This is a genomic window from Flavobacterium aestuarii (assembly GCF_040049115.1).
GTDB classification, from domain to species: domain Bacteria; phylum Bacteroidota; class Bacteroidia; order Flavobacteriales; family Flavobacteriaceae; genus Flavobacterium; species Flavobacterium aestuarii.
In genome coordinates this window covers 359,388-383,117 of record NZ_JBDLZZ010000002.1, presented here as the reverse complement: position 1 = coordinate 383,117, position 23,730 = coordinate 359,388, and the positions used below count along the sequence as shown (strand labels likewise).

At 36.1% G+C, this 23,730-nt stretch carries 19 protein-coding genes; 15 read left to right on the top strand and 4 right to left on the bottom strand.

Annotated features, from left to right (window positions below):
- The first annotated feature begins 36 nt into the window (after nt 1-36).
- The 14 genes from ABEG11_RS03665 (at nt 37) to ABEG11_RS03600 (ending at nt 16,942) form a co-directional block, all read left to right on the top strand.
- Complete coding sequence (locus ABEG11_RS03665) at nt 37-624, top strand: LemA family protein (protein WP_348822838.1); 588 nt, start codon at nt 37-39, stop codon at nt 622-624.
- A 92-nt stretch (nt 625-716) separates the two neighbouring features.
- On the top strand, nt 717-1,154 hold the full coding sequence (locus ABEG11_RS03660) for a TPM domain-containing protein (RefSeq protein ID WP_348822837.1): 438 nt from the start codon (nt 717-719) through the stop codon (nt 1,152-1,154).
- Nucleotides 1,154-2,023 carry a TPM domain-containing protein gene (locus tag ABEG11_RS03655; RefSeq protein ID WP_348822836.1) on the top strand — a complete coding sequence of 290 codons (870 nt, stop codon included), beginning with the start codon at nt 1,154-1,156 and terminating at the stop codon, nt 2,021-2,023. Before ABEG11_RS03660 ends, ABEG11_RS03655 begins: the two co-directional genes overlap by 1 nt.
- 767 nt (nt 2,024-2,790) lie before the next feature.
- Nucleotides 2,791-5,331, top strand: coding sequence for a thioredoxin-like domain-containing protein (locus ABEG11_RS03650; protein WP_348822835.1), 2,541 nt, complete (start codon nt 2,791-2,793; stop codon nt 5,329-5,331).
- Between the two features lie 202 nt (nt 5,332-5,533).
- Nucleotides 5,534-5,947, top strand: coding sequence for an RrF2 family transcriptional regulator (locus tag ABEG11_RS03645; RefSeq protein ID WP_348822834.1), 414 nt, complete (start codon nt 5,534-5,536; stop codon nt 5,945-5,947).
- A 423-nt stretch (nt 5,948-6,370) separates the two neighbouring features.
- Nucleotides 6,371-8,986 (top strand): TonB-dependent receptor, encoded by a 2,616-nt coding sequence (locus ABEG11_RS03640; RefSeq protein WP_348822833.1) that lies wholly within the window; start codon nt 6,371-6,373, stop codon nt 8,984-8,986.
- A gap of 78 nt (nt 8,987-9,064) precedes the next feature.
- Nucleotides 9,065-10,012, top strand: coding sequence for a PstS family phosphate ABC transporter substrate-binding protein (locus ABEG11_RS03635; RefSeq protein ID WP_348822832.1), 948 nt, complete (start codon nt 9,065-9,067; stop codon nt 10,010-10,012).
- Nucleotides 10,013-10,385: 373 nt separating this feature from the next.
- Nucleotides 10,386-11,399, top strand: coding sequence for a phosphate ABC transporter permease subunit PstC (gene pstC / locus ABEG11_RS03630; RefSeq protein WP_348822831.1), 1,014 nt, complete (start codon nt 10,386-10,388; stop codon nt 11,397-11,399).
- 5 nt (nt 11,400-11,404) lie between these two features.
- Nucleotides 11,405-12,250 (top strand): PstA family ABC transporter permease, encoded by an 846-nt coding sequence (locus ABEG11_RS03625; protein WP_348822830.1) that lies wholly within the window; start codon nt 11,405-11,407, stop codon nt 12,248-12,250.
- Complete coding sequence (locus ABEG11_RS03620) at nt 12,247-13,008, top strand: phosphate ABC transporter ATP-binding protein (RefSeq protein ID WP_348822829.1); 762 nt, start codon at nt 12,247-12,249, stop codon at nt 13,006-13,008. Before ABEG11_RS03625 ends, ABEG11_RS03620 begins: the two co-directional genes overlap by 4 nt.
- 64 nt (nt 13,009-13,072) lie before the next feature.
- Nucleotides 13,073-13,831, top strand: coding sequence for a DUF2490 domain-containing protein (locus ABEG11_RS03615; protein ID WP_348822828.1), 759 nt, complete (start codon nt 13,073-13,075; stop codon nt 13,829-13,831).
- Between the two features lie 69 nt (nt 13,832-13,900).
- Entirely contained in the window at nt 13,901-15,073 is a 1,173-nt protein-coding gene (locus ABEG11_RS03610; RefSeq protein WP_348822827.1) for a chromate transporter, read from the top strand.
- A gap of 131 nt (nt 15,074-15,204) precedes the next feature.
- Complete coding sequence (locus tag ABEG11_RS03605) at nt 15,205-15,639, top strand: c-type cytochrome (protein WP_348822826.1); 435 nt, start codon at nt 15,205-15,207, stop codon at nt 15,637-15,639.
- A complete protein-coding gene (locus tag ABEG11_RS03600; RefSeq protein ID WP_348822825.1) occupies nt 15,629-16,942 on the top strand; it encodes a cbb3-type cytochrome c oxidase subunit I in 1,314 nt (437 codons plus the stop codon). The genes ABEG11_RS03605 and ABEG11_RS03600 overlap by 11 nt, the downstream gene beginning before the upstream one ends.
- 88 nt (nt 16,943-17,030) lie before the next feature.
- Here the strand turns inward: ABEG11_RS03600 and ABEG11_RS03595 are convergent, their stop codons facing one another.
- The 3 genes from ABEG11_RS03595 to der form a co-directional block, all read right to left on the bottom strand.
- Nucleotides 17,031-17,570: a DUF4890 domain-containing protein gene (locus ABEG11_RS03595; RefSeq protein WP_348822824.1), complete on the bottom strand. Its 540-nt coding sequence runs from the start codon at nt 17,568-17,570 to the stop codon at nt 17,031-17,033.
- A gap of 104 nt (nt 17,571-17,674) precedes the next feature.
- Nucleotides 17,675-20,452 carry an outer membrane beta-barrel protein gene (locus ABEG11_RS03590; protein WP_348822823.1) on the bottom strand — a complete coding sequence of 926 codons (2,778 nt, stop codon included), beginning with the start codon at nt 20,450-20,452 and terminating at the stop codon, nt 17,675-17,677.
- A 124-nt stretch (nt 20,453-20,576) separates the two neighbouring features.
- A complete protein-coding gene (der, locus tag ABEG11_RS03585) occupies nt 20,577-21,887 on the bottom strand; it encodes a ribosome biogenesis GTPase Der (protein ID WP_348822822.1) in 1,311 nt (436 codons plus the stop codon).
- A 72-nt stretch (nt 21,888-21,959) separates the two neighbouring features.
- On the opposite strand from der, the gene ABEG11_RS03580 reads away from it, so the two are divergent.
- Nucleotides 21,960-22,529, top strand: a complete 570-nt coding sequence (locus tag ABEG11_RS03580; RefSeq protein WP_348822821.1) for a hypothetical protein — start codon at nt 21,960-21,962, stop codon at nt 22,527-22,529.
- 203 nt (nt 22,530-22,732) lie between these two features.
- Here ABEG11_RS03580 and era read toward each other — a convergent pair whose 3' ends face one another.
- Nucleotides 22,733-23,614 carry a GTPase Era gene (gene era, locus ABEG11_RS03575; RefSeq protein ID WP_348822820.1) on the bottom strand — a complete coding sequence of 294 codons (882 nt, stop codon included), beginning with the start codon at nt 23,612-23,614 and terminating at the stop codon, nt 22,733-22,735.
- Between the last annotated feature and the right edge of the window lie 116 nt (nt 23,615-23,730).

Genomic DNA, 23,730 nt, shown 5'->3' with positions numbered 1-23,730 from the left:
AAATCAATTAAATATTAAACTTAAAATTAGACAAACATGAAAAGATTTTTGCCTTGGATTATCGGAGCAGTTGTAATTATTGGAATATACAGCTGGGTTAAAGGAATAAACAATACAGCAGTTACATTAAATCAGAATATTGAGGAGTCATGGGGTAATGTACAGACTGCTTATCAGCGAAGAAATGACCTTATCGGGAATTTAGTAAACACTGTAAAAGGTGCAGCCGATTTTGAAAAAAGCACGTTGACTGCGGTAATCGAAGCTCGTGCCAAAGCGACATCTGTAACTGTTGATCCTACCAACATTTCTCCAGAACAATTAGCCGCTTTTAATTCAGCGCAAAGCGGAGTAAGCAGCTCTTTATCAAAATTACTTGTTTCTGTTGAAAAATATCCTGATTTAAAAGCTAATGAGAATTTCTTAAAACTGCAAGACGAATTGGCAAGCACGGAGAATCAGATCTTAACAGCAAGAACAAGATTTAATGAGGCCGTTAAACCTTATAACAATCATATTGCAACTTTTCCAAACTCATTATTTGCCGGCATGTTTGGATTCCAGAAAAAAGCTTATTTTGAGGCAGTTGCAGGCGCTGATAAACCTGTCGAAGTAAAATTCTAGAAAGATTTCAGATTTTTGATTAACGATTTTTGATTGTAGAAGTATTCATTCTACAATCAAAAATCGTTAATCTTCATTCAAAAAAAATTCCCATGTCAAAAGTAGAAGATTTTTTAAGCACCGAAGATGAACAGGAAATTGTTGAAGCTATTCGCATAGCCGAAAAAAACACTTCGGGCGAAATTAGGGTACATATAGAAAAAACAACTTCGCTCGATGCCTATGATCGTGCCATGGAAGTTTTTCACGAATTAAGAATGGATGAAACCGAACTGCAAAATGGTGTTTTAATCTATCTGGCTGTCGAGGACAAAACCTTTGTGATTTGCGGAGACAAGGGCATCAATGATATTGTTACGAATACTTTCTGGGACAGTACACGCGATGTTATGATTGCGCATTTCAAAGAAGGAAATTTTAAACAAGGATTAATCGATGGAATCTTGAAAGCTGGAGAAAAACTCAAGGAACATTTCCCTTGGCAGGAAGGTGATACGAATGAATTATCAAACGAAATATCAAAAGGATAATGGAAATAAGTCAAAAGTCAGAAAGTCGAAAGCCGAAAGTCGAAAAACAGAAAGCTGGGTGGAAATTATTTCTTTATCTTTTAGTTTGCTTAAACAGCAGTTTTCTATTTGCACAATTTACAATTCCAGAAAAACCTGATTTTCAGACTTCGGTTTATGATTATGCGAATGTTTTAAGTGCTGATGAAAAATCACAATTAGAAGAAAAGCTAATCAAATATTCCGATTCTACCACAACCCAAATTGTTGTGATTACTATCGAAAGTCTCAAGAACGAAGATGTAAGCCAATTAGCAACCAAATGGGGACAAACCTGGGGAATTGGCGGAACCGAGAAAGATGATAATGGAGTCATTATCCTATTAGCCAAAAACGAAAAGAAAATCGCTATCAATCCGGGGTACGGACTTGAAGACCGTTTAACTGCGGGAATTGGCGGAACCATAATTCGAAATATCATCATCCCTGAGTTTAAAGCCGGAAGTTATTACAACGGTCTTGACAAAGGAACCGATGCAATTATCGATGTTTTTAAAGGTAAGTTCAAAGGCGAACGCAAACAGCAATCTAAAGGAAGTGATTTTCCTATTTTTCCAATTATTGTAATTGTTATCATCGTTTTGATACTGCTGTCCAAAAACAAGGGTGGCGGCAATTCCGGTAACCACAGAGGAGGCGGTGGTCCTAGCCTTATGGACGTTATCCTTCTAAGCAGTCTTGGAAGAGGCGGCGGTGGCGGTTTCGGCGGCGGTTTCGGCGGCGGTTTCGGCGGATCATCAGGCGGTGGTTTTGGTGGAGGAGGCGGTGGCTTCGGTGGAGGGTTTGGCGGAGGCGGATTCTCAGGCGGTGGCTCTAGCGGAAGCTGGTAAAAATCAAATTTTATCTTTCATAAAAATAGTATTAGACAAAAAATGCCTTCAAAATCTGAAGGCATTTTTTATGTTTTTTTAAAACATCATTCAAAATTTAATCTTGGAGACAGTACAAAAGATTTTGCAGTAAACATTTCACCATCGGTAAATCCCTTCGAAAAGTTATAATTATTATTCAATCGGATTCCGTACTTAAATATATGTACATCTTTTTTTATCGTTTATTCCAATAAAAAGTTACCCAAGAGTTATAAGTTCCAGCGACAATCTCATACGTTGTGGTTCGTTTTCTGTTTTCACCATAATCGTTGAGTCTACAATATGATTGTCATAATAATTTCCGCAAGAATAAAGTCCGTAACTAGAGGGAGTGGAATAATCAAATACTATAGGACAATACAGACCATGATTTAATATGAATTTAAATGACTCTTATTTTTATATTAATAATCAAGGAGGAACATTTTATATTATAAATCGGGGTTATTAAAAACAATTCACGTGTTGATTTACATAAGTCCTATACAAATATTCTAAAAATAGACTTCAACGGCGATAAAACTTCTTCCTTTTATCGCACTGTTTATTAGCTTAGTTTTCAGTAAACGCATTTTCAAATCAATTTGCATTTAATACTTTAGAATAAAAATATTTAACATTTAATTGTAATTTTTTTTCTGAATTAAATGATTAGGTTTGAAATGTAAAATTTACACTTAACATAAGAATCTTTTTTTAATAAGCTATTCACCAATTAACCAACCATGAAAAAAACTATAACATTCTTACTGCTTTTATTTTTTTCCTATCAAATCTATTCCCAAAAAATGATCGAAAATCCTAAAACAGGTTTTTCTACAGCTTCTTATTTAACTATAAAAAAAATTGAAATTACGAATACTGCCACTGTTCTTACTTTTGAAATTTCTCAATATGCAGGATTTCGATTTAGCATACCAAAAGAAACCTATATTAAAGATGTCGCTTCAAACGAGAAATTATTCATAAAAAGTGCCGAAGGTATTCCCATAAATGATATGAATGTAATACCAGAATCTGGGGTTACGAATTATAAATTAATTTTTGGAAAACTAGACAAGTCCGTTGCAAAAATAGAATACGGAGAAGCAAATGATGGTGACAATTGGCATATTTATGACATTGCGCTGCATGATCTGCCTAATCCATCTGGTATTAATACCGAATTAGAAGGAAACTGGTACAATACCGAAAATGCCAATTGGGAAGTAAGTTTTTACGATACAAATGCTATTTATAAAAGCCAGGTTTGGCAATACGGTGCTGTATCTTTAAAAAAAGGAAATGGTTCTGTAACCTTGACGAATAAAGACCAAAAAGTCACATTGTTTGTCAAAAAAGGAAAAGCAGGAAATTATTTTATCGGTGAAAACCCAAAATCATTAATAGCTTTTGCGAATACAAAAAAATTGGCTGTTAAATCTGACAATGATGACAAACCGTATGAGCTGCCTATTCTCAAGAACGACTCGGCTGTTTATAGTGGCTATATTAAAAATTATAGTAAACAAAACAATATTAAAACTATTTCAATTCACATAGATGATATTATTACGGGAGAACAGAATGCACAAATTGCCAAAGTTGATGAAAATGGCTTTTTTTCGATAAAAATACCTTTGTATTATCCACACGAGGTTTGGGTTCGTTCTCCTGTTTTTAATGGTTCTGTTTTTTTAGAACCTGGAAAAACGCTCTTTCAATTATTAGGAGATAAAAATGTTCTTTTTATGGGGGAATCAGCAAAGATAAATTCTGATTTAATTCAATTTAATCCAAGATGGTTCAATTATGATGAAGTGTCTAGTAAAATACTAGATATGAAACCAGCAGACTACAAAGCTTATTGTCAGAATTTGGCAAATAAAGAAATGGATAAATTGGAAACGCTAAAAAAAGCTAATGCTATCGGAAACAAAGCTTATCAAGTTAAAAAATTAAACATTCAATATGACAATTATGAACATATGCTGGATTACAGCTCTAACTTTATGTCTGCTTATCGAAACAAAAATAAAATTCCGAGAGAACAGAGAGAGATAGACTTCAAAATGGATTCGCTTACCGCAGATTATTATGATTTTATAACAGATGAGCTTGCTAATAACCAATTAGCAGTGATCACAAATAGTTATCGATACTACCTTAATCAATTGCAATATTTAGATTTAATAAATTTAAAATCTGTAAGCACAAGTATTCTCGAAATTGCTGCAGAACTTCAAAAAAGGAATTATTCTTTCACTGAACAAGAGCAAGAATTATTAGTTTATATGAAAGAAGCAGAAGATTTACAAAATACTCCAGTACAAAAAGAATTTCAAAAAAAATATGGAAAAATTAGTTCAGCATTTTATACTAAACATCAAAAAATAGTTACAGAAATGGCGAAAGGTGATAATTTTTCTACATTGAAATTAGAGCAGTATTTGATTAAAAACAACATCCCTATTTCTAACGAAGAAAAAGAATTTCTAATGGCTGCAAGAGAATTAGCAAAGTCTCCATCTCCTAAAAAATTAAAACAATATACTTCGATAAGTAAAAATCTGGACTCCTTTTATAAGAAGCATGAAGCAATTTCAGCCTATTTATATTCAGAAAAAAGAACCGATTTTAGAAATAAAAAACTAGTAGAATTGTTTAATGTAAAAGTAGGTTTTGCTACCGATATTATGACATCACAAGATGTTTGTGATAAAATTGTTTCTCAACTTACACCATTGTCGGAAGAGGATTTAGTTATTGTACAGAAATCAATACAAACGCCATTCATTGCTGATTATATTAGGAAAGCAAATGAGCAGACCATAGCCAAAATAGAAGCTAATAAAAAACAAACTGGCTTTGTACTCAATGAAACACCAAAAACGGAAGGTGATGAATTGTTTGCCAGTATTATGAAAAAGTACAAAGGCAAAGTGGTTTATGTCGATTTTTGGGCAACTTGGTGTGGCCCTTGCCGTTCTGGAATTGAGGAAATAAAACCTTTAAAAGAAGAAATGGCTGGGGAGAATGTTGCCTTTGTTTATCTGACCAATCAAACTTCGCCAGAGAACACCTACTCTGCAATGATTCCAGAAATTAAAGGGGAACATTATCGTTTATCAGCTGACCAATGGAATTATTTGGCTGGTAAATTCAACATTTCAGGTATTCCCCATTATGTATTGGCTGGTAAAAATGGAGAAGTGATTAATCCTAAATTAGGGCATATGAGCAATGAACAATTAAAAACAGAATTAGAAAAGAGAATCAAGGAATAAGATAAAAATTTATTAAAGATAAAAAGAGCTGTTTTCTAAGTTGATGACAGCTCTTTTTTTATTTAACATTACTAGATTATAAGGAAGCGTTTCAGAAATTAAGTTTCTAAAATTTAAAAAAAGAACTATATTTGATTCTTCAAAAAATTAAAAAAGAATTAAGCCAATTTCGTCTTCATTTTAACCGTTAAATCAATCTATAATGCTTTCACATAAAACCAAATATGCTCTTAAAGCACTACTTTATTTAGCAAAACAAGATGAAAACCATATTTCAAAAACAATTGAAATAGCGGAAGAAGCTTCTATTCCTAAAAAGTTTCTGGAGCAAATTTTACTGGATTTAAAAAGAGGTCATTTCGTGGGAAGCAAACAAGGAAAATATGGGGGCTATTATCTTTTAAAAGACAAAGCAACAATTACATTAGCCGATATCCATAGATTATTTGATGGCGCTATAGCTTTGTTACCATGCGCTTCATTGAACTTTTACGAGCCTTGTTCGGATTGCAAAACAGAATCTGAATGCAACTTGAGACACGGTTTAATGATTATCAGAGATGAAACTTTAAAAGCGATGCAGGGAATTACAATTGCTTCTTTAGTAAACAAATAAAAACTGTACGATAATGAAACCATTCAAAATTTGAATGGTTTTTATTTTTAATATCCATTTGTAATTATTTCTGATAGCATCCATTTACTCCAGGATATGGCATCAATCTACAGAAAATCAATATAAATCCAGAATCGGAATACTTCAAATTATCCCTTCAAAAAAAAAATTAAAAATATTTTAATAACTCTACTAATTTTATAGAATTAATTATATATTTGCATCGAGTTTAACGTATGATTAAAAATCAAAACAAAAAAAATGCAAGCGAATCAAACCAAAAACACTGCTGAACGGAAAAACAGCAAAACACTAAATTACCAAATCAAAGAAAAAAATAGTACCATAATGTGTTGTATGTACATGTCTAGATATTAAAAAATTTAATTTAAATTCTACTAATTACATATAATATACATAATAATGAGAACAATATCACTAAAAACAATATCAAGTTTACTGTTACTATTTATTTTTTCAACATCATATGGTCAAAACCTTTTGCAGGGAGTTGTAAAAAACGATCAAGACTCTCCTATAGAAGGCGTTAATATAGTTGTAAAAGGAACTACTAATTCATCAACTACCGATGCTGATGGTAATTTCAGCATTGAAACCAAAACACTTCCATTTACAATCATTGTACAATACTTAGGTTACACCACCAAAGAAATTAAAATAAACGAACTGCCAACTGCTGCTAAACCTTTACAGATAACTATCAGCACTGGTGAGGAAAAAGTTTTATCTGAGGTAGTTGTAACATCAAGACGCAGAATAGAAAAAGCACAAGATATTCCTATCGCAGTATCTGTTGTTACTGGCAAGCAAGCTGAACAAACGGGTGCTTTCAACGTGAACCGTATAAAAGAACTTGTTCCATCTGTACAGCTTTATTCTTCAAACCCAAGAAACACTGGGATTAATATCCGAGGTCTTGGATCACCATTTGGCCTGACTAATGATGGTATCGATCCAGGTGTTGGTTTCTATGTTGACGGTGTGTATTATGCACGTCCTGCAGCAACAACTCTAGATTTTATCGATGTAGAAAGAATTGAAGTACTGCGTGGCCCGCAGGGAACTTTGTTTGGAAAAAACACCACTTCTGGCGCTTTTAACATAACTTCCCGCAAACCAAGCTTCAACTCAGGGGCTGACTTCGAAGTGAGCTACGGAAACTATGCATTTCTTCAAGCCAAGGCTTCGGTTACAGGAGCTTTGAGTAAAAAAATTGCTGGAAGATTGTCATTTTCGGGTACACAGCGTGATGGTATTATCGAAAATATTAGAACAGGAAAACCAACAAATACACTAAACAATCAAGGTATTAGAGGTCAATTGCTTTTCACTCCGACAGAAAACACAAACATTACGTTAGCAGGTGATATCACAACACAGCATAATGACGGATATGCGCAAGTTGTTGCAGGAGTCGCTCCAACAAAAAGAGCCGCTTACCGCCAGTTTAATGCGATTATTGCCGATTTGAATTATCAGCTGCCTAGTTTAAATGCATATGATCGTAAAATAGACCATGACACTCCATGGCGTTCAGGACAGGATTTGGGCGGTGCATCTCTTAACGTTGATACTAAAATAGGAAACGGAACACTTACCTCAACTACCGCATGGAGATTCTGGACTTGGGATCCATCAAATGACAGAGATTTTACAGGATTGCAGGTACTTGCAAAATCGCAGAATCCTTCCAGACAGACTCAGTTTACGCAGGAGATTCGTTATGCAGGTCAGATTACATCTAAAATAAGCGGTGTTGCGGGAGTATTTTTTATCGACCAGACATCAAAAACAAAAGGTACTGAAGAATCAGGAGACGCACAATGGAGATTCTCCCAGTCATCTGTTTCATACAAAGATGCTAGCGGAGCCACAGTTAATGTTCCTTTGTCAGCCTGGGCAACTCCAGGTCTTCTTGAAGGATACGGAATTAAAACTCAAGCACAGATACATTCAACAAGTGCGGCTGTATTTGGACAATTGGACTGGGCTGTTACAGAAAAACTGCATGTATTACCAGGGTTAAGATATAATTTTGATAAAAAAGATGCAGATTACGACCGCCAGACATATGGAGGACTGCAGACTACTGATCCGCAATTATTAGCAATAAAGAAAGCTGTTTACACCAATCAGAATTTCTCTTCAGATAATGACGATACTGACATCTCTGGAAACATCACTGTATCTTACAAAGCATCAGATAAAATCAATGCTTATGGAACTTTTGCAAAAAGCTACAAACCTATTGGGGTAAATGTTGCCGGGCTCCCTACTCCGCCAGCTGGACAAACTTTAGGTGATCTTGCAACAGTTAAACCAGAAGATGTTACTCATTATGAATTTGGAGTAAAAACTTCTCCAATTGCAAATTCAATATTTAACCTGACATATTTTAACACAAACATCAAAGATTTCCAAACTAATGTTCAGGCAGCTGAATTAGGAGTAAACCGAGGGTATTTAGCTAACGCAGATGAAGTACAGGTACAAGGTCTTGAATTGGATTTTAGTTTCATTCTGAACAAACATTTCAGCATTTATGGAGCTGGGACATACAGTGACGGGGAATATGTAAAATTTACAAACGCACCGCTTCCATTAGAAGAAACCGGTACAACTGTTGATGGAGTTCAAGTAGCTTATAAAGACGTTTCAGGCACGGATTTGCCTGGAGTTTCAAAATGGGCAGGAAGCTTAGGAGGAGAATATTCAAAAGGTGCAAAATTTTTCTCAAATGCTGGTAAATTCTTTATAGCTCTTGATAGTTATGCACGTTCTGAATTCTCATCAAGCCCATCTGCTTCAAAATATTTAGTGGTTCCAGGTTATGCTATTTTTAATGGTCGTCTAGGATTCCGAGCATCCGAAGGTCTATCTGTTCACGTTTGGGGACGTAACCTTTTAAACAAAAACTATTACGAGCAATTATTGCCTGCAGGAGGAAACACAGGCCAATATGCTGCAGTGTTAGGTGATCAGATTACTTATGGAGTTACTTTGAAATATTCTCTATAATAATTTATTAAAATTCAAAAGTTAACTTGCCTATTACGTCAAGTTAACTTTTGAATTTTTTCAAAAAAATAAGACAAGATGAAAACACACAAAAAAGTATTATTAATGCTGGCAGCGTTAATAATTACAAACTTAATCCCCAGTAAAGTTTCAGCACAGGAGTTATCCGGAAATATTAGTATCTCAGGAGCTTTTGCTTTATATCCTATTACGGTAAAATGGGCAGAAGAATTCAAAAAAGCACATCCAAAAGTAAAAATAGACATTCAGGCTGGAGGTGCCGGAAAAGGAATAACAGATGTTTTGTCTAAAGTAACTGATATTGGATTAGTATCCCGCGATTTAAATAATGCCGAAAATAAAAAGAAAGCATACGCCATTGCAGTAACCAAAGATGCTGTAATTCCAACCATAAGCGCAACAAGCCCTTACAAAACCGTATTTTACAAAAGAGGGATAAAAAAAGATGCGTTAAACAATATATTTATCACAGGCAAATATCAAACATGGAATGCCCTGGGCTTTAAAAGCACTGCTGCTATACATGTCTACACACGATCTGATGCCGCTGGAGCAGCCGAAACCTGGGCACATTATTTTGGCAAAAAACAAGAAGACCTGCAAGGAGTTGCTGTATTTGGTGATCCAGGACTGGCACAAGCTGTTAAAAGAGACCCCGCTGGTGTAGGCTTTAACAATATCGTATATATTTACGACACAAAAACCAACAAGCCTACCAATGGAGTTGTACCCATTCCTATCGATCTCAACAATAACGGCAAGCTCGATCCAGACGAAAATTTTTACAATGACATTGATCAATTGATAGCTGCCATCATTGCGGGAAAATATCCATCGCCACCTGCAAGAGACTTATATTTTGTTACCAATGGAAAACCAGCTAATCCAATTGTAAAGGCGTTTATCAAATACATCCTTACAGAGGGGCAGAAATATGTTCCGGAGGCAGGATACATCAAGCTTTCGAAAGAAAAAATCAAGAAGGAATTAGAAAAGATAAAGTAATAACTTTTTATGACTATCCGTGACTAGTACCAACTCTCATAATAGATAAGTTATCAAATATTTTTCACAAACCTGACACTTACTGTTCTTTGCGTCTCCGCCTTTACGAGCCTGATTTCAAGCAGAGGCGCAGAAACGCAAAGTATCTTTTTCAATATTTAGAGCATAGTATGAATTACGTACAGTCATATAACTTTTTAACCTGATTAGTAATTGTAAGCAGCAGGATCTGGTTTTTTTTGGTTATTCTGGATCCTGCTCTTCGTTATTTTTTTTTGGCAGAAAAACAGTCCTGTTACTTTCAAAAAAATCATCAGAAATTTTATAAAAATAAAAGTGCAGCAATTAGGCAATAGACAAAAAAAGGATCATTATGCCAACATCAGCAGATACAATAAAACTTAAGACTTTACATAAAAGCTCCATCCTAAAAAAGCTATCGAAAACAATAAAGAATTTTCAAAAGTCTTTCGGGGTGGCTTATTACGGCTTGTTTAAAAATAAAAGATTAATCAAGGATAAAATTATCAGCAAAACGTTTTTGGCATTTACACTCATATCCATTTCGATTGTAGTTTTAATTGCTATTGGTTTGTTCTACAAATCACTACCTCTTTTGAATAGCACTTCACTTTCTGACTTATTATTATCATCGGAGTGGAAGCCTTTTAAGGAAGCTTTTGGGTTTTATTCTTTTATTGTGGGTACACTGTGGGTAACTGCTATTTCTATTACCATTGCTTTGCCCTTATCCATACTTACTGCAATTTACCTTTCGGAATATGCGCATGCCCGTGTCCGAAAATTAGTGCTGCCGTTAATTGAATTACTATCGGGCATTCCGCCAGTCCTTTACGGAGTTTGGGGAGTGCTTATTATTGTTCCCTTGATCCAAGACAATATTGCCCCTCATTTTGTAGAATTTACCACAGGCTATTCTGTACTGGCTGGAGGCATTGTTTTGGCAATTATGATTTTTCCGCTTATCATAAGTATTGTAATCGAAGTGTTTGACAATATCCCTCAGGATTTGCGCAATGCTTCATTATCACTAGGTGCTACACAATGGCAAACGACTAAAAAAGTAGTACTTCGAAAATCATTTGACGGAATCATAGCCGCTGTTGTCCTTGCCATTTCCAGAGCTTTTGGCGAGACCATTGCCGTTTTGATGGTCTGTGGCAATCTGGCGCAAATTCCAAACAGTATATTCGATTCGGGTTATCCATTGCCTGCTCTTATTGCCAATAATTATGGCGAAATGATGTCTATACCTATGTACGATTCGGCATTGATGTTTGCAGCCTTGCTCCTATTCGTTATTATCTTTTTGTTTAATACTATTTCGAGAGTTATTTTATATCGAATCGAAAAAAGAAATACTTAAATCCAATGGAAGCAAGAAAAATAGAAGAGAATACATTCCGTTTCCTGATGATTGTAAGCACGATTATCATCAGCAGTACTTTATTTATGATAGTGTACACTCTCTTTTCAAAAGGAATAGGATCGTTGAGCTGGGATATGGTTTCCAAAATCCCGGAAGGCGGTTTTTACATTGGCAAAGGTGGCGGCATACTGAATGCGATTGCAGGATCCATATATATCACATTGGGATCGACTTTTTTAGGACTGCTGATAAGCCTTCCTATAGTAATTTATATAAATGTGTATGCCAAGCGAAATGCCACATTAGCTACCCTCACCCGCCTGAGCTCAGATATATTATTTGGCATCCCGTCTATTGTATATGGAGCTTTTGGATTTACAATTATGGTATACATGGGGCTCAAAACATCTTTGCTCGCTGGAATCATTACGGTAACATTAATGATTATTCCAATACTGGTTCGAGCTATTGACGAAGTGGTGCGTGTGGTTCCCGAAGACATGTCTAACGCTGTTTTTTCACTTGGAGGAACACGCTATGAATCTGCCAAAATTATCTTGAAACAATCAATTCCAGGTATTGTTACAGCGATACTGCTTTCGTTTGGGCGAGCCATTGGCGATGCAGCCTGCGTGCTTTTTACAGCTGGGTTTACAGACAGCATCCCGGCTTCTCTGGATCAGCCGGCGGCTACCTTGCCGTTATCCATCTTTTTCCAATTGAGCAGTCCGATACAGGAGGTTCAAAACCGAGCCTATGCAGCAGCAGTTATCTTAACCATCATTGTATTAATCATCAATATTGTATCAAAAATCGCAAGCAAAAATCTTTCAAAAAATAAAATATGATTATTCAGCCTCATATAAGTATCCAAAATTTAAATGTTCATATTGGTGACAATCATATTCTAAAGAACATTAATCTGGATATCCCAGACAAAAAAGTAACATCATTAATTGGCCCGTCGGGCTGTGGCAAAACAACACTCCTAAAAACGATGAACCGATTACTGGACAGGCAGCATGATGTGCGTGTTGATGGAAAAGTTCTGGTAGATGGCGAAAACATTTATGACCCAAAAGCCGAAGTAACCCACATCCGTAAAAAAATGGGGCTTCTTTCGCAGAGACCTTTCCCTTTGCCAATGAATATCTACGACAATATAGCTTATGGGCAAAGAATCCATGGCAATAACAAGAGGAGCGAACTTGACGGGATTGTCGAAAAATACCTTCGTGGCGTTAACCTTTGGGATGAAGTAAAAGACAGGCTGAAGTCGCCCGCCACTAGATTATCCATTGGGCAGCAGCAGCGATTATGCTTGGCAAGAGGGCTGGCTATTGAACCTGAAATAATCCTGGGAGATGAGCCTACATCGGCATTAGACCCCATTTCGACCCAAGCTATTGAAGAACTGTTTCTAGATTTAAAAGACAAATATACTATCGTTTTAGTTACTCACATTTTGCGTCAGGCCAGACGTGTTTCGGACTATATTGGTTTTGTCTATATGGGAGAGATTATTGAATTTGGCCCAACAGAAGAAGTGCTTTTAAACCCTAAAGAAAAATTAACACAGGACTATGTAAAAGGCTTTTTGGTTTAGCAAAAAAATAAATTCTATACAACTATAGAGTTTATGTACATTTGCAAAAATTGAAATTCCTATAATGAAAAGTATCAAAATCTTTGGCCTTTTATTAATACCTTTTTTTGCAAAAGCTCAAACCGAAAAAAATGTAGATCAGCAAAGCCTGCTTTGGATCCGATATTACAACCAATTGACGATAAATAATAAGTGGTCCATACATACCGAATTTGACAATCGGATTTTTATAAACCCAGTCGAAGAAAACTTATTTGTCATTCGGGTTCATGGACGATATAAAATAAATAACAATATAGATGCTGGTGCCGGGTATGCTTATTTTTCTGTTGCAACACAAGATCCCGATGTCATAACTGATTTCAGGATACCCGAAAATAGAATCCAGCAAGATATCAGCTGGAAACAAGATTTAACCAGCTGCATTATTTTGAACCAGCGATTTCAGGTAGAAGAACGATTTATTCATAATGCCAATAAAGAAGAACTGCTTTCAGGAAGCACTTTCAGCTGGAGGTTCAGATACCGACTGCAGGGAGAATTTTCCTGCTGGAAAAAAAATGAACAGCAATTGAAAGCTGTAATATATGACGAATTAATGATTAATGCTGGAGAGAATATTGTAAAAAACACATTTGATCAAAACAGGATTTATGCGGCAGCACAATATGGCATTAACAGAAATATTGCATTAGAATTAGGTTATCTAAAAAGTTTTCAGCAGCGCGCAAGCGGAGTTGATTATTATGACCGGGATATTATAAGATTTACACTCTATCATAAAATACATCTAAAAGAAAAACACAAAGAACTTACAAATTAAGTTCTGTAATTCTGTTTCTCGTTTGCTGCTTTTTATGAAGAATGACATTTTCCTAATCAGAACAAACCAATGAGTACAGAAAAACAAAAAAACTACACATTACTTGACTTACTAAAATATTTCCTCAAACTTGGCACAACAGGTTTTGGCGGGCCAGTGGCACTGGTAGGCTACATGCATCGCGATCTTGTTGAAAATAAGCAATGGATTAATGATTCCGATTTTAAGGAAGGATTAGCACTTGCACAATTAGCCCCTGGTCCCTTGGCAGCACAGTTAGGAATTTATATTGGCTTTGTGCATTTTGGAATACTAGGTGCTACCTTATCGGGACTAGCCTTTGTCCTGCCCTCATTTATAATGGTTGTTCTGTTAGGCATTGCATATCAAGCCTATGGCGGCCTGCCGTGGATGCAGGCAATTTTTTATGGCATTAGTGCTGCAGTTATTGGGATTATTGTATTGAGTTCGTACAAACTTACTGCCAAATCCATCAGCAAGTTTGAAATCCCAGCCATAAAAAGCAATTGGATTCTCTGGCTATTTTACATCGTTGCCATCATTCTTACTGCAGTAACTCAACAAGAAGAATTACTGTTATTTGTTGCTTTAGGCCTTATCTACATGATTATAAAAGCGCCTCCTGCATGGTTGCAACAGCCCAAAACAGCTTCTGTTTTTGTACTGGCAACCACTGGATTTTCTGCTGTTGAATTGGGAAAACTTGGTGAACTTGCCTGGTTTTTTATCAAAGCTGGAGCTTTTGTTTTTGGAAGCGGGCTGGCGATCGTCCCTTTTTTGCACGCAGGAGTTGTGGGTGAACACCATTGGCTTACCGAAAACCAATTTGTAGATGCCGTGGCTGTAGCTATGATTACTCCGGGGCCAGTAGTAATTACAGTCGGTTTTATTGGGTATCTGGCAGCGGGTTTTGCTGGAGCAGCTATAGCAGCTCTCGGAGTTTTCCTTCCCTGCTATTTATTTACCGTTATTCCAGCTCCTTATTTCAAGAAGATTTCTCAGAACAAAAGTATCAAGGCTTTTGTAGATGGAATAACCGCAGGAGTAATTGGTGCTCTGGTTGGTGCCGTGATAGTTATTGCGATCCGGACTATTGTAGACATACCAACTGCATTAATAGCGCTAAGTACTGTCCTTGTACTGATTTATGTAAAAAAAATACAGGAACCACACATTATTGTCATAGCCGCAATATTGGGCATTTTAATTAAATTATTATAAATCACATAAAAGTAAAACTCAAAATGTCAGAGAGTTTTAGAATCTTGGATAAACGAAGGACATAGGGCGCAACTTTGAGTTACGCCATTCTTGAAAATGTAAATCCATTAAAAACTAATACTTTCTGCATTATGCATTACACAAAAAACCTTTCCTTTCTGGCGGCTTTAATTACTGCCTTTTCCTATTACAACTTTACAATATACACTTCAAAGTCCAATTACGGAACAGTCCATCTATCTCAAAAAGGAATTAAAGGTGAAGATATATGGCTGAAAAACAACTGCAATTCCTGCCATCAGCTGTATGGGCTTGGAGGCTACTTAGGTCCTGACTTAACGAATATTTATTCGGCTAATGGCAAAGGAGAACTTTACATTAAGGCATTTATCAATAGTGGAATTAAAGCAATGCCCAGATTTAACTTGTCCGAAACTGAGAAAGACGAATTAGTCCAATACCTCAAAGAAGTAGATCAGACAGGTTATTATCCGAACCTGAATGCCAAAATCCAGCCAGATGGATGGGTTAGGCTTAAATATAAAAACCACGGCTATGAAAACTAACAAGTATTCTTTCTATTTTATTTCGGCGGGTCTGATTTCGTTATTATTAGGCCTTATGGCAGGTTTGCTCGCTGGATTTCAATATGTAGTACCATCATTCATAAAAGAAACATTTCCATTTACGGTATTGCGGCCAATGCATACGCTTTTTGTCATTTCATGGATTTTTTTGGCTGCTATCGGAGGCATTTATTATTACATCCAGAAGGGGAATCAAAAACTGATTGCAGGACATTTTTGGCTGTTTATCCTAACAGGAATCGGAATCGCTTGTTCATATTTATCGAAAAATTTTGAAGGTAAGGAATACTTAGAATTTCCGAGTTATTTTTATTTCCCCATCGCTTTGGGCTGGATATTATTTGGAATCAATTATTATAGAACGATGATTCCTTCTTACAAAATATGGCCCGCCTATTACTGGATGTGGGGGACTGGAATTGTATTCATGATATATCATTTTACCGAAGCACATTTATGGATATTACCTTACTTTAGAGATCATTACATTCAAAACTTAACTATACAATGGAAAGCTGGAGGCTCATATGTTGGTTCCTGGAATATGCTCGTTTATGGAACTTCATTGTTTGTTATGTCCAAAATAAGTGGTGACGATAGTTATGCCACTTCCAAAAAAGCCTTTTTCTTTTATTTTTTAGGATTGACCAATTTAATGTTTGGCTGGGCACATCACATTTACATTATCCCGAACGCTCCATGGATCAGATATTTTGCCTACAGCATAAGCATGAGTGAGTGGATTGTGCTTTTTTCTATTATTTATGATTGGAGAAAAGGACTTACAACAGAAAAAAAATCAGCCTATTCATTAGCGTATCAATTAATGATTCTGGCAGATATCTGGATATTTCTGAACCTGTTTTTAGCCTTGCTTATTTCCATTCCATCGATTAATTTATTCACTCATGGAACACATATTACTGTAGCACATTCGATGGGAACTACTATTGGAATCAATACTTTTATTTTATTATCATCACTGACGTACATTCTAGAATCCGAAAATCCTTTTCCCGAGCTGGCTCAAAAAAGAATCAAAATCGGAATTCAGATCTTTAACAGTTTTTTCCTCTGTTTCTGGATCATTATGCTGATTATGGGAGCAAAAAAAGGTTATTGGATCCTCTTTTCCCAAAATATTTCTTTTGCAGAATTCCAGGATTCTTTACACTGGTTCCATCTTCTTTTTGCTCTTTTTGGAATTGGCCTTTTGGCTGGCCTGTATCTAATTGTTTTCGAACTATTGAAGAATATCAAAGGTATTATTTACAGAAACTAAGGAAGCATTTTGTATAAAAACAGAAAGTCCCAAACATAAAAAAATATACGTTTGGGGCTTTTTTTATTCAAAATCAAAATAATCGCGATTAGTTTTCTTCCCTGTTTTCTATATTGATTCCGTTATTCCTGTCACCACCATTGTTCCTGTCATTTTCAAAATTTTCGATTGCTTCCCGCATTTTTGCCTTTTTTGCTTCTTCGGCTTCTTTCCATTTCTTAAATTGTTCTGGAGTCAAAATTGCCTGCAGCTTAGCATCTGTGGCTTTTTTATTTTCTTGTCTTTCTTTCTTCAAAGCTTCTCTTTCCTCTGCTGTCATTCTTTTGGAATTATTAGATCTGTTGGCTCTCATTGCCTCAAATTTTGCATTCTGTTCATCAAGAATTGGTTTTATCTGCTCCTGCTGCTGTGCATTTAAGCTTAGTTCTGCGGTCAGTTTAGCCAGCTGGTTTTGGCTCCTTTCTTCTGGAGTCTGTCTTTCTTTTCTTGGCCTATTCGATTTTTTATCGGACTGATTTTTGTCTTGGGCAAAAGAGGAAATACTAACAAGCAATACTATTGAAGTAATCAGCTTTTTGCACACAATTTTAAAATTATTTCTGCTGTATTGATGAATCTCTGATTTCATATTCGTTTATGTTAAAGATTAAAACTATAAGACTCTTTTTTTAAAAAATGGTTTAACTGATAACTTCTCAATTTTTTTCTAAATGACTGATTCCATGAGATGAATTAATCCATATTCATTCCCTCTCTTCTGCCACCGCCTGGAAAACGCCTTTCTTTTGGCCCGCCAAAACTTCCAATTTTATAGGTCAAAGAAAACATTGCATATCGTTTTAAAACCGTGTTTTCCTCATCTCGAATTGTTGTTGCTGATATAGTTCTGGTGGCACTTTGATTCTGATTTAAAACATCATAAACCTTTACTTTTAAAGTCATTTTCTTTTCAAAAAAACCATAAGACAAACTGGTGTTCCATAAATAAAAATCTTTTTTGAAATCATCTGAAATATTTGAATTATAGTTATAACCAAAATCATTTCCGAAAATCCAGTTTTTTGGCCAATAATTAGTAGTTTGTATGTTAAATCTATGCACCACATTTGAGCTGGCATTTATTGATGAATTGCTATAATTTGATTCGTTGTAAGTCAGGCCGTATGAAGGTGAAACACTAAGCAGTTCTCCATAATCATAGGATAAATATACATTTGGTGAAACACCCAATGATTTTGCACTATACAAAACTGCGTTGGTAAATCTTTTATCCAAAGCGTAGCTGCCATTTAAGCGCAGGCCATAACGTATCACATGAGCGTTATTTTTTATACTCTGCCCCCAGGTTCCTCCAATAGTGGCTCTATAAGTTCCTGTAACGTTTTGATAAGTAGTTGTTCTTTTCCCTGAAACTGTATCATAAATAGACGATGCTGCAATGGCACTATCATAAAAATCACCAGTTGCATACACGTTATATCCTGAGCGGGTACGCACATCAAAATTTCTATAATTAATATTTACACTATTTACTTTATTTGGATTTAATTCTGGATTTCCTATTACAGTATTCAAAGGATTTGCCAGATTGGCAACCGGCATTAATTGAGTTGCAGAAGGAAGACTGCTTGAATAATTATATCTAAAAGTAATGAACTTTGACTTATCAAACTTATACCTCACTTGTGCATTACCATACGGCAGCACATATTGCTGATTTAAGTTGGTTGCATTATTCAGATAAAGTGAATGATTATCGTAATCAACAATTGAAGTTCTGGAATTCAGAGTAAAGGTAAAATTGTTTTTTTCCAAAGTAAGACCCACTTTTGGAGTAACCAAATTTTGATTTGAAGTGATGTAATTTGTCTGCAGATTATTTAAAATTGAGTAGGATTGCGTGGCATCATCATAATCATATGTTTTAGCATCATTTACTTCACTATTCCATCCCAATTCTGTTCCGAGGCGAATCCGGAGTGAATCAGTTATTGGTTCTGTAAACTCAATTTCGGCTGAGTAAGAGTCAGCCGTGTTGTTGCTTTTTCCATTCTGATGACGTTCATCATTGGGTCTGTTGCCTTGTTTAAAAACAGTTATCGACTCATTTATAGCATCCGAATCGCTATTGGAATTAGTATTACTCAAAACAAAACTCAGGTTACGGGCTTTTCTTTCAAAAGCTTTATTAAAGTTTATGGTGTTCCCAAAATTAGCAGTTGAATTTTCTTTGTATGAGGTCCCGTTACTTTCATTTAAGGATACCCCATCTTGATCTGTAGCTTTACTGGAAGATTCCGAGCTGCTATTGGTACGGGATTCACTGATATTTGGTGTAACAACAAGTCTCATTGTTGGATTAATTTTATATTCAAATTCGAAATTAGCCTTATTTTCTGTGCCTTCATTTCTGGTTTTCGAACTCGAATCGGTAAAGTTAGTACTGGTCGAAGATAAAAATTCGGCCTGCTTGGATTTTGATTGATTTTCATTAATCGTATTCTTAAAATCATAACCAGCCGTTGTATTAAAAACTTTTGCCCATTCATCAGAATAATTAAAACTAACCAGATTAGTTGTTGTAATCCCTTTTCCAGATGCGGTAGATCTAGTTGCCTGCCGGCTGTTTCGTCCGCCACCCATATTATCAAATACTTCGTCCATAGCAAAACCGGTCGAATTGATATTATTAGCCGAACCCAGCAGACTTATTTTCTGCTTGTTGTTAAAATAGTTTAATAAAAAACTGTTTTCATACCTGTCATCAGTTCCATAACCGCCCATTATTTTCCCGAAAAGACCTTTGTTTTTCTTTTCATCGATAGTAAAATTAATGCTGGAATCATCCGAGCTGGCTTCTTGTTTGGAGAGTTCTTCTTTTTTAGTTTTAAAATCAGAAACCTGAACTTTATTAATCATATCAGCCGGCATATTTTTCAGTAATATAGCCCCATCCTTACCGAAGAAAGATTTCCCGTTAACCAAAAACTGAGTTACTTCTTTCCCATTGGCAGTAACTTTTCCATCACTATCTACCTCAACTCCTGGCAATTGTTTCAGCAAGGTTTCTACATTGGCATCTGGACGCACTTTATATGAAGACGCATTAAATTCTAAAGTATCTTTTTTTATCCTAATGGGTGGCGCATCGGTTTTTACAATAACTTCTTTTAATGCTGTTTCGTTTTGAGATAAGTATAATTTTCCATAATCCTTGCTTTCCAGAAGTTTATGCTGTTCTTCTGTATATGTCTGATAACCCATATAATTTATCTTAAGGAAAACAGGTTTATCATATTTCTTGGTATTAATATTAAAAACTCCATTTTTATCGGTGGTTGTATACTCCACAACTGCAGAATCTTTAACACTCGAAAAATAAACCATTGCCGATTCTAGCGGTTTTTGAGTATTAATATCATAAACTGCACCTTTGACAACAATATTGTTTTGTGCACTCACAGTTGACAATAACAGCAAAAAGAGCAATGAAGCGTAAGTTTTCAGCATAATAGGATCTCAATTATTATAATGAGATACCAGAATCTGCAAAAGGTTTAATTGTATGTTGGCCAGTTTTTACAATCTTACGAAAGAAAACATAAAAAAATCCCGATTGCTCGGGATTTTAGTTTTATTTCTCTCTGATATAAATATCGATTGGCACTCCTGAAAAGTCCCAGTTTTCTCTGATTTTATTTTCAAGGTAACGCTTATACGGCTCCTTAACATATTGTGGCATGTTTGCAAAAAACACAAACTGAGGTGTCGCTGTTGGCAATTGCATACAATATTTAATTTTTACGTATTTTCCCTTAGTGGCTGGCGGCGGATAAGCTTCAATCGCTTTCAGCATGTATTCATTGAATTTTGAAGTAGCAATACGCTGCTGTCTATTTTCATAAACCTTAACAGTTGCTTCCAAAGCCTTAAGCAGACGCTGTTTGGTCAAAGCCGAAACAAAAAGAATAGGCACATCGGTAAACGGCATTAATTCTTTCTTGATTTTCTCTTCGTAATCGCGGGTTGACATCGTATCTTTCTCCACCAGATCCCATTTGTTTACCAAAATCACAAGACCTTTACGGTTTTTCTCGGCCAGCCAAAAAATACTCTGGTCCTGTCCTTCGAATCCGCGGGTTGCATCGATCACCAAGATACAGATATCAGCATGCTCAATCGCACGCACCGAACGCATCACCGAGTAAAATTCTAAATCTTCCTTTACTTTGGCTTTACGGCGGATACCCGCTGTATCCACCAAGTTGAATTCGAAACCAAAACGGTCAAATTTAGTATCAATAGCGTCACGGGTTGTTCCAGCAATATCGGTAACCATAAATCGGTCTTTACCGATAAGTGCATTTATAAAACTTGATTTTCCAGCATTTGGTCGTCCTACCACCGCAAAACGAGGCAAAACAGCTTCTTCTTTTACAGGCTCTGGTTTTTCGGGGAAAGCGTCAATCAACGCATCCAGCAAGTCACCTGTCCCGCTTCCTGAAATACTGGCAAAAGTAAAATAATCACCCAATCCTAAGTTGTAAAACTCCACGGCATCTTTCTCACGCATGGCATTGTCCACCTTATTCACAGCAAGCAAAACCGGTTTGGTCACTTTGCGTAATAACTTGGCAACCGTTTCGTCCATTGGAGTAATCCCCTCTTCTACATCTACAACAAAAATGATAACATCGGCCTCATCGATAGCTAATTCTACCTGTTTACGGATTTCACCCTCAAAAACATCATCTGATCCGCGTACATATCCACCGGTATCAATCACAGAAAACTCTTTTCCGTTCCACTCGCTTTTACCATAGTTTCTATCACGGGTAACCCCAGATACCGAATCTACAATAGCTTCTCTTCTTTGTATCAGCCTATTAAAAAGGGTTGATTTCCCCACATTAGGTCTTCCTACTATCGCAACAATATTACTCATAATCTAAATTAGATATTAATTTTTCCGAACACCGCTTTCCAGTTTCGGCGTGCAAAGGTAGTGTATAAAACCATGAATATCAATTTTTTTGGTATATTCGCCCTGCTTAAATCACTTAACCAATTCATTTCGAAATTTATGGATGCCAATAATGAGATTCGTCTGCGCCTTCGCTTCTACAAAGAAGTTGATCAAAACATCGATTCCCTGCGCCAGAAATTCATCCATTTTACCACCACAAAATCCCCCGATTTCATTCTGAAAATAAAAGAATACCACATTTGGATCAACATTAAAGGAACAAAAAAAGCCTACTGGTCTCCACATCTCCACATCGAAATGCAGTCCAAAGGCGAGAATCAAACCAGCATCCGCGGATTATTTGGACCCGATCCTGACCTATGGACGTTCTTTATGTTTCTGCATTTTATGATAGCGGGGACATTCATCATATTTTGCGGTATCGCCTACTCCGACTATGTTTTAAAAAAATCTACAGCAGGTGATTTTGTAGTGATGTCACTGATGGTTTTCGCCTGGTTTTTGCTTTATGTTGTTGCCAAACAAATACGAAGCAATGGCGAAAAACAAATGGATGATATCGAAAAAGTGTTTCTGGAAATTATCGACTCACCTTTGTAAAGTTTAACCACAAAGGGCACAAAGAATTACAAAAAGTTCGCTAAGCTTTGTGTACATAAGTGTTTCCTTTGTGAACTTTGTGGTTAAAAAAATCAGCATTGGAAAAAATTCCAACACTGATTTTTAAATTATTATTCCCTTCCGTACAGACAGGTCGCCAACCGTAACACGAATCAAAAGTACGGACAAGTCGCGACCTGTCCCTACGAATTATAACCAAAACGTTTCAGCATATTGGCATTGCTTCTCCAATTTTTGTTCACTTTCACGTATAATTCAATATGGATCTGCTTGCCAAAAAATTTCTCCAGATCCGCACGGGCATCTGTCCCTACTTTTTTCAGTGCGGCACCTTTGTGGCCAATGATAATTCCTTTCTGCGTATCACGCTCCACCATAATAACCGAACGGATTCGAATGATGTTGTCGTCCTCCAAAAATTCCTCAGTGACGATTTCCACCGCATACGGAATTTCTTTACTATAATTCAATAATATTTTTTCGCGGATGGTTTCGTTCACGAAGAAACGTTCCGGTTTGTCTGTCAATTGGTCTTTTGGATAATAAGCTGGTGATTCTGGCAAAAGCGAAATGATCCTTTGGAAAACTTCAGGCACATTAAAATTCTGCAACGCTGATATTGGATAAATCTCCGCATTTGGCACTTTTTCTTTCCAAAAAGCCACTTGTGTTTCCAATTGTTCCTGATTGGAATTATCAATTTTGTTCAGCAGCAGCAAAACAGGGATTTTCGAATGGATGATTTTATTAAAAAAAGCTTCGTCTTTCAAATCCTGCTCGCCAATTTCGACCATGTAAATCAGAACATCAGCATCCTCAAAAGCAGACTTCACAAAATCCATCATTGCCTCCTGCATTTCGTAAGCTGGCTTAATGATACCAGGTGTATCCGACAATACCATTTGAAAATCCTCCCCATTCACAATTCCAAGAATCCTGTGGCGTGTAGTTTGTGCTTTTGACGTAATAATTGACAATCTTTCACCGACAAAGGCGTTCATTAGCGTTGATTTTCCAACGTTTGGATTGCCTATAATGTTTACAAAACCTGCTTTATGTGACATTCTTTCTATAATTTATGCTGCAAAGGTAGTCATATCAAGCCAATACACGAAATAAAACATTTTTTAAAGTTTTCCTTGCTTTTGTCTAAATTCAGCGTATCTTTGCACCCGAAACA

What these genes read in the sequence shown, in the direction of transcription:
- ABEG11_RS03665 (WP_348822838.1), top strand. Translation starts at nt 37, where the DNA reads ATGAAAAGATTTTTGCCTTGGATTATCGGAGCAGTTGTAATTATTGGA.
- ABEG11_RS03660 (WP_348822837.1), top strand. Translation starts at nt 717, where the DNA reads ATGTCAAAAGTAGAAGATTTTTTAAGCACCGAAGATGAACAGGAAATT.
- ABEG11_RS03655 (WP_348822836.1), top strand. Translation starts at nt 1,154, where the DNA reads ATGGAAATAAGTCAAAAGTCAGAAAGTCGAAAGCCGAAAGTCGAAAAA.
- ABEG11_RS03650 (WP_348822835.1), top strand. Translation starts at nt 2,791, where the DNA reads ATGAAAAAAACTATAACATTCTTACTGCTTTTATTTTTTTCCTATCAA.
- ABEG11_RS03645 (WP_348822834.1), top strand. Translation starts at nt 5,534, where the DNA reads ATGCTTTCACATAAAACCAAATATGCTCTTAAAGCACTACTTTATTTA.
- ABEG11_RS03640 (WP_348822833.1), top strand. Translation starts at nt 6,371, where the DNA reads ATGAGAACAATATCACTAAAAACAATATCAAGTTTACTGTTACTATTT.
- ABEG11_RS03635 (WP_348822832.1), top strand. Translation starts at nt 9,065, where the DNA reads ATGAAAACACACAAAAAAGTATTATTAATGCTGGCAGCGTTAATAATT.
- pstC (WP_348822831.1), top strand. Translation starts at nt 10,386, where the DNA reads ATGCCAACATCAGCAGATACAATAAAACTTAAGACTTTACATAAAAGC.
- ABEG11_RS03625 (WP_348822830.1), top strand. Translation starts at nt 11,405, where the DNA reads ATGGAAGCAAGAAAAATAGAAGAGAATACATTCCGTTTCCTGATGATT.
- ABEG11_RS03620 (WP_348822829.1), top strand. Translation starts at nt 12,247, where the DNA reads ATGATTATTCAGCCTCATATAAGTATCCAAAATTTAAATGTTCATATT.
- ABEG11_RS03615 (WP_348822828.1), top strand. Translation starts at nt 13,073, where the DNA reads ATGAAAAGTATCAAAATCTTTGGCCTTTTATTAATACCTTTTTTTGCA.
- ABEG11_RS03610 (WP_348822827.1), top strand. Translation starts at nt 13,901, where the DNA reads ATGAGTACAGAAAAACAAAAAAACTACACATTACTTGACTTACTAAAA.
- ABEG11_RS03605 (WP_348822826.1), top strand. Translation starts at nt 15,205, where the DNA reads ATGCATTACACAAAAAACCTTTCCTTTCTGGCGGCTTTAATTACTGCC.
- ABEG11_RS03600 (WP_348822825.1), top strand. Translation starts at nt 15,629, where the DNA reads ATGAAAACTAACAAGTATTCTTTCTATTTTATTTCGGCGGGTCTGATT.
- ABEG11_RS03595 (WP_348822824.1), bottom strand. Translation starts at nt 17,570, where the DNA reads ATGAAATCAGAGATTCATCAATACAGCAGAAATAATTTTAAAATTGTG.
- ABEG11_RS03590 (WP_348822823.1), bottom strand. Translation starts at nt 20,452, where the DNA reads ATGCTGAAAACTTACGCTTCATTGCTCTTTTTGCTGTTATTGTCAACT.
- der (WP_348822822.1), bottom strand. Translation starts at nt 21,887, where the DNA reads ATGAGTAATATTGTTGCGATAGTAGGAAGACCTAATGTGGGGAAATCA.
- ABEG11_RS03580 (WP_348822821.1), top strand. Translation starts at nt 21,960, where the DNA reads ATGAATATCAATTTTTTTGGTATATTCGCCCTGCTTAAATCACTTAAC.
- era (WP_348822820.1), bottom strand. Translation starts at nt 23,614, where the DNA reads ATGTCACATAAAGCAGGTTTTGTAAACATTATAGGCAATCCAAACGTT.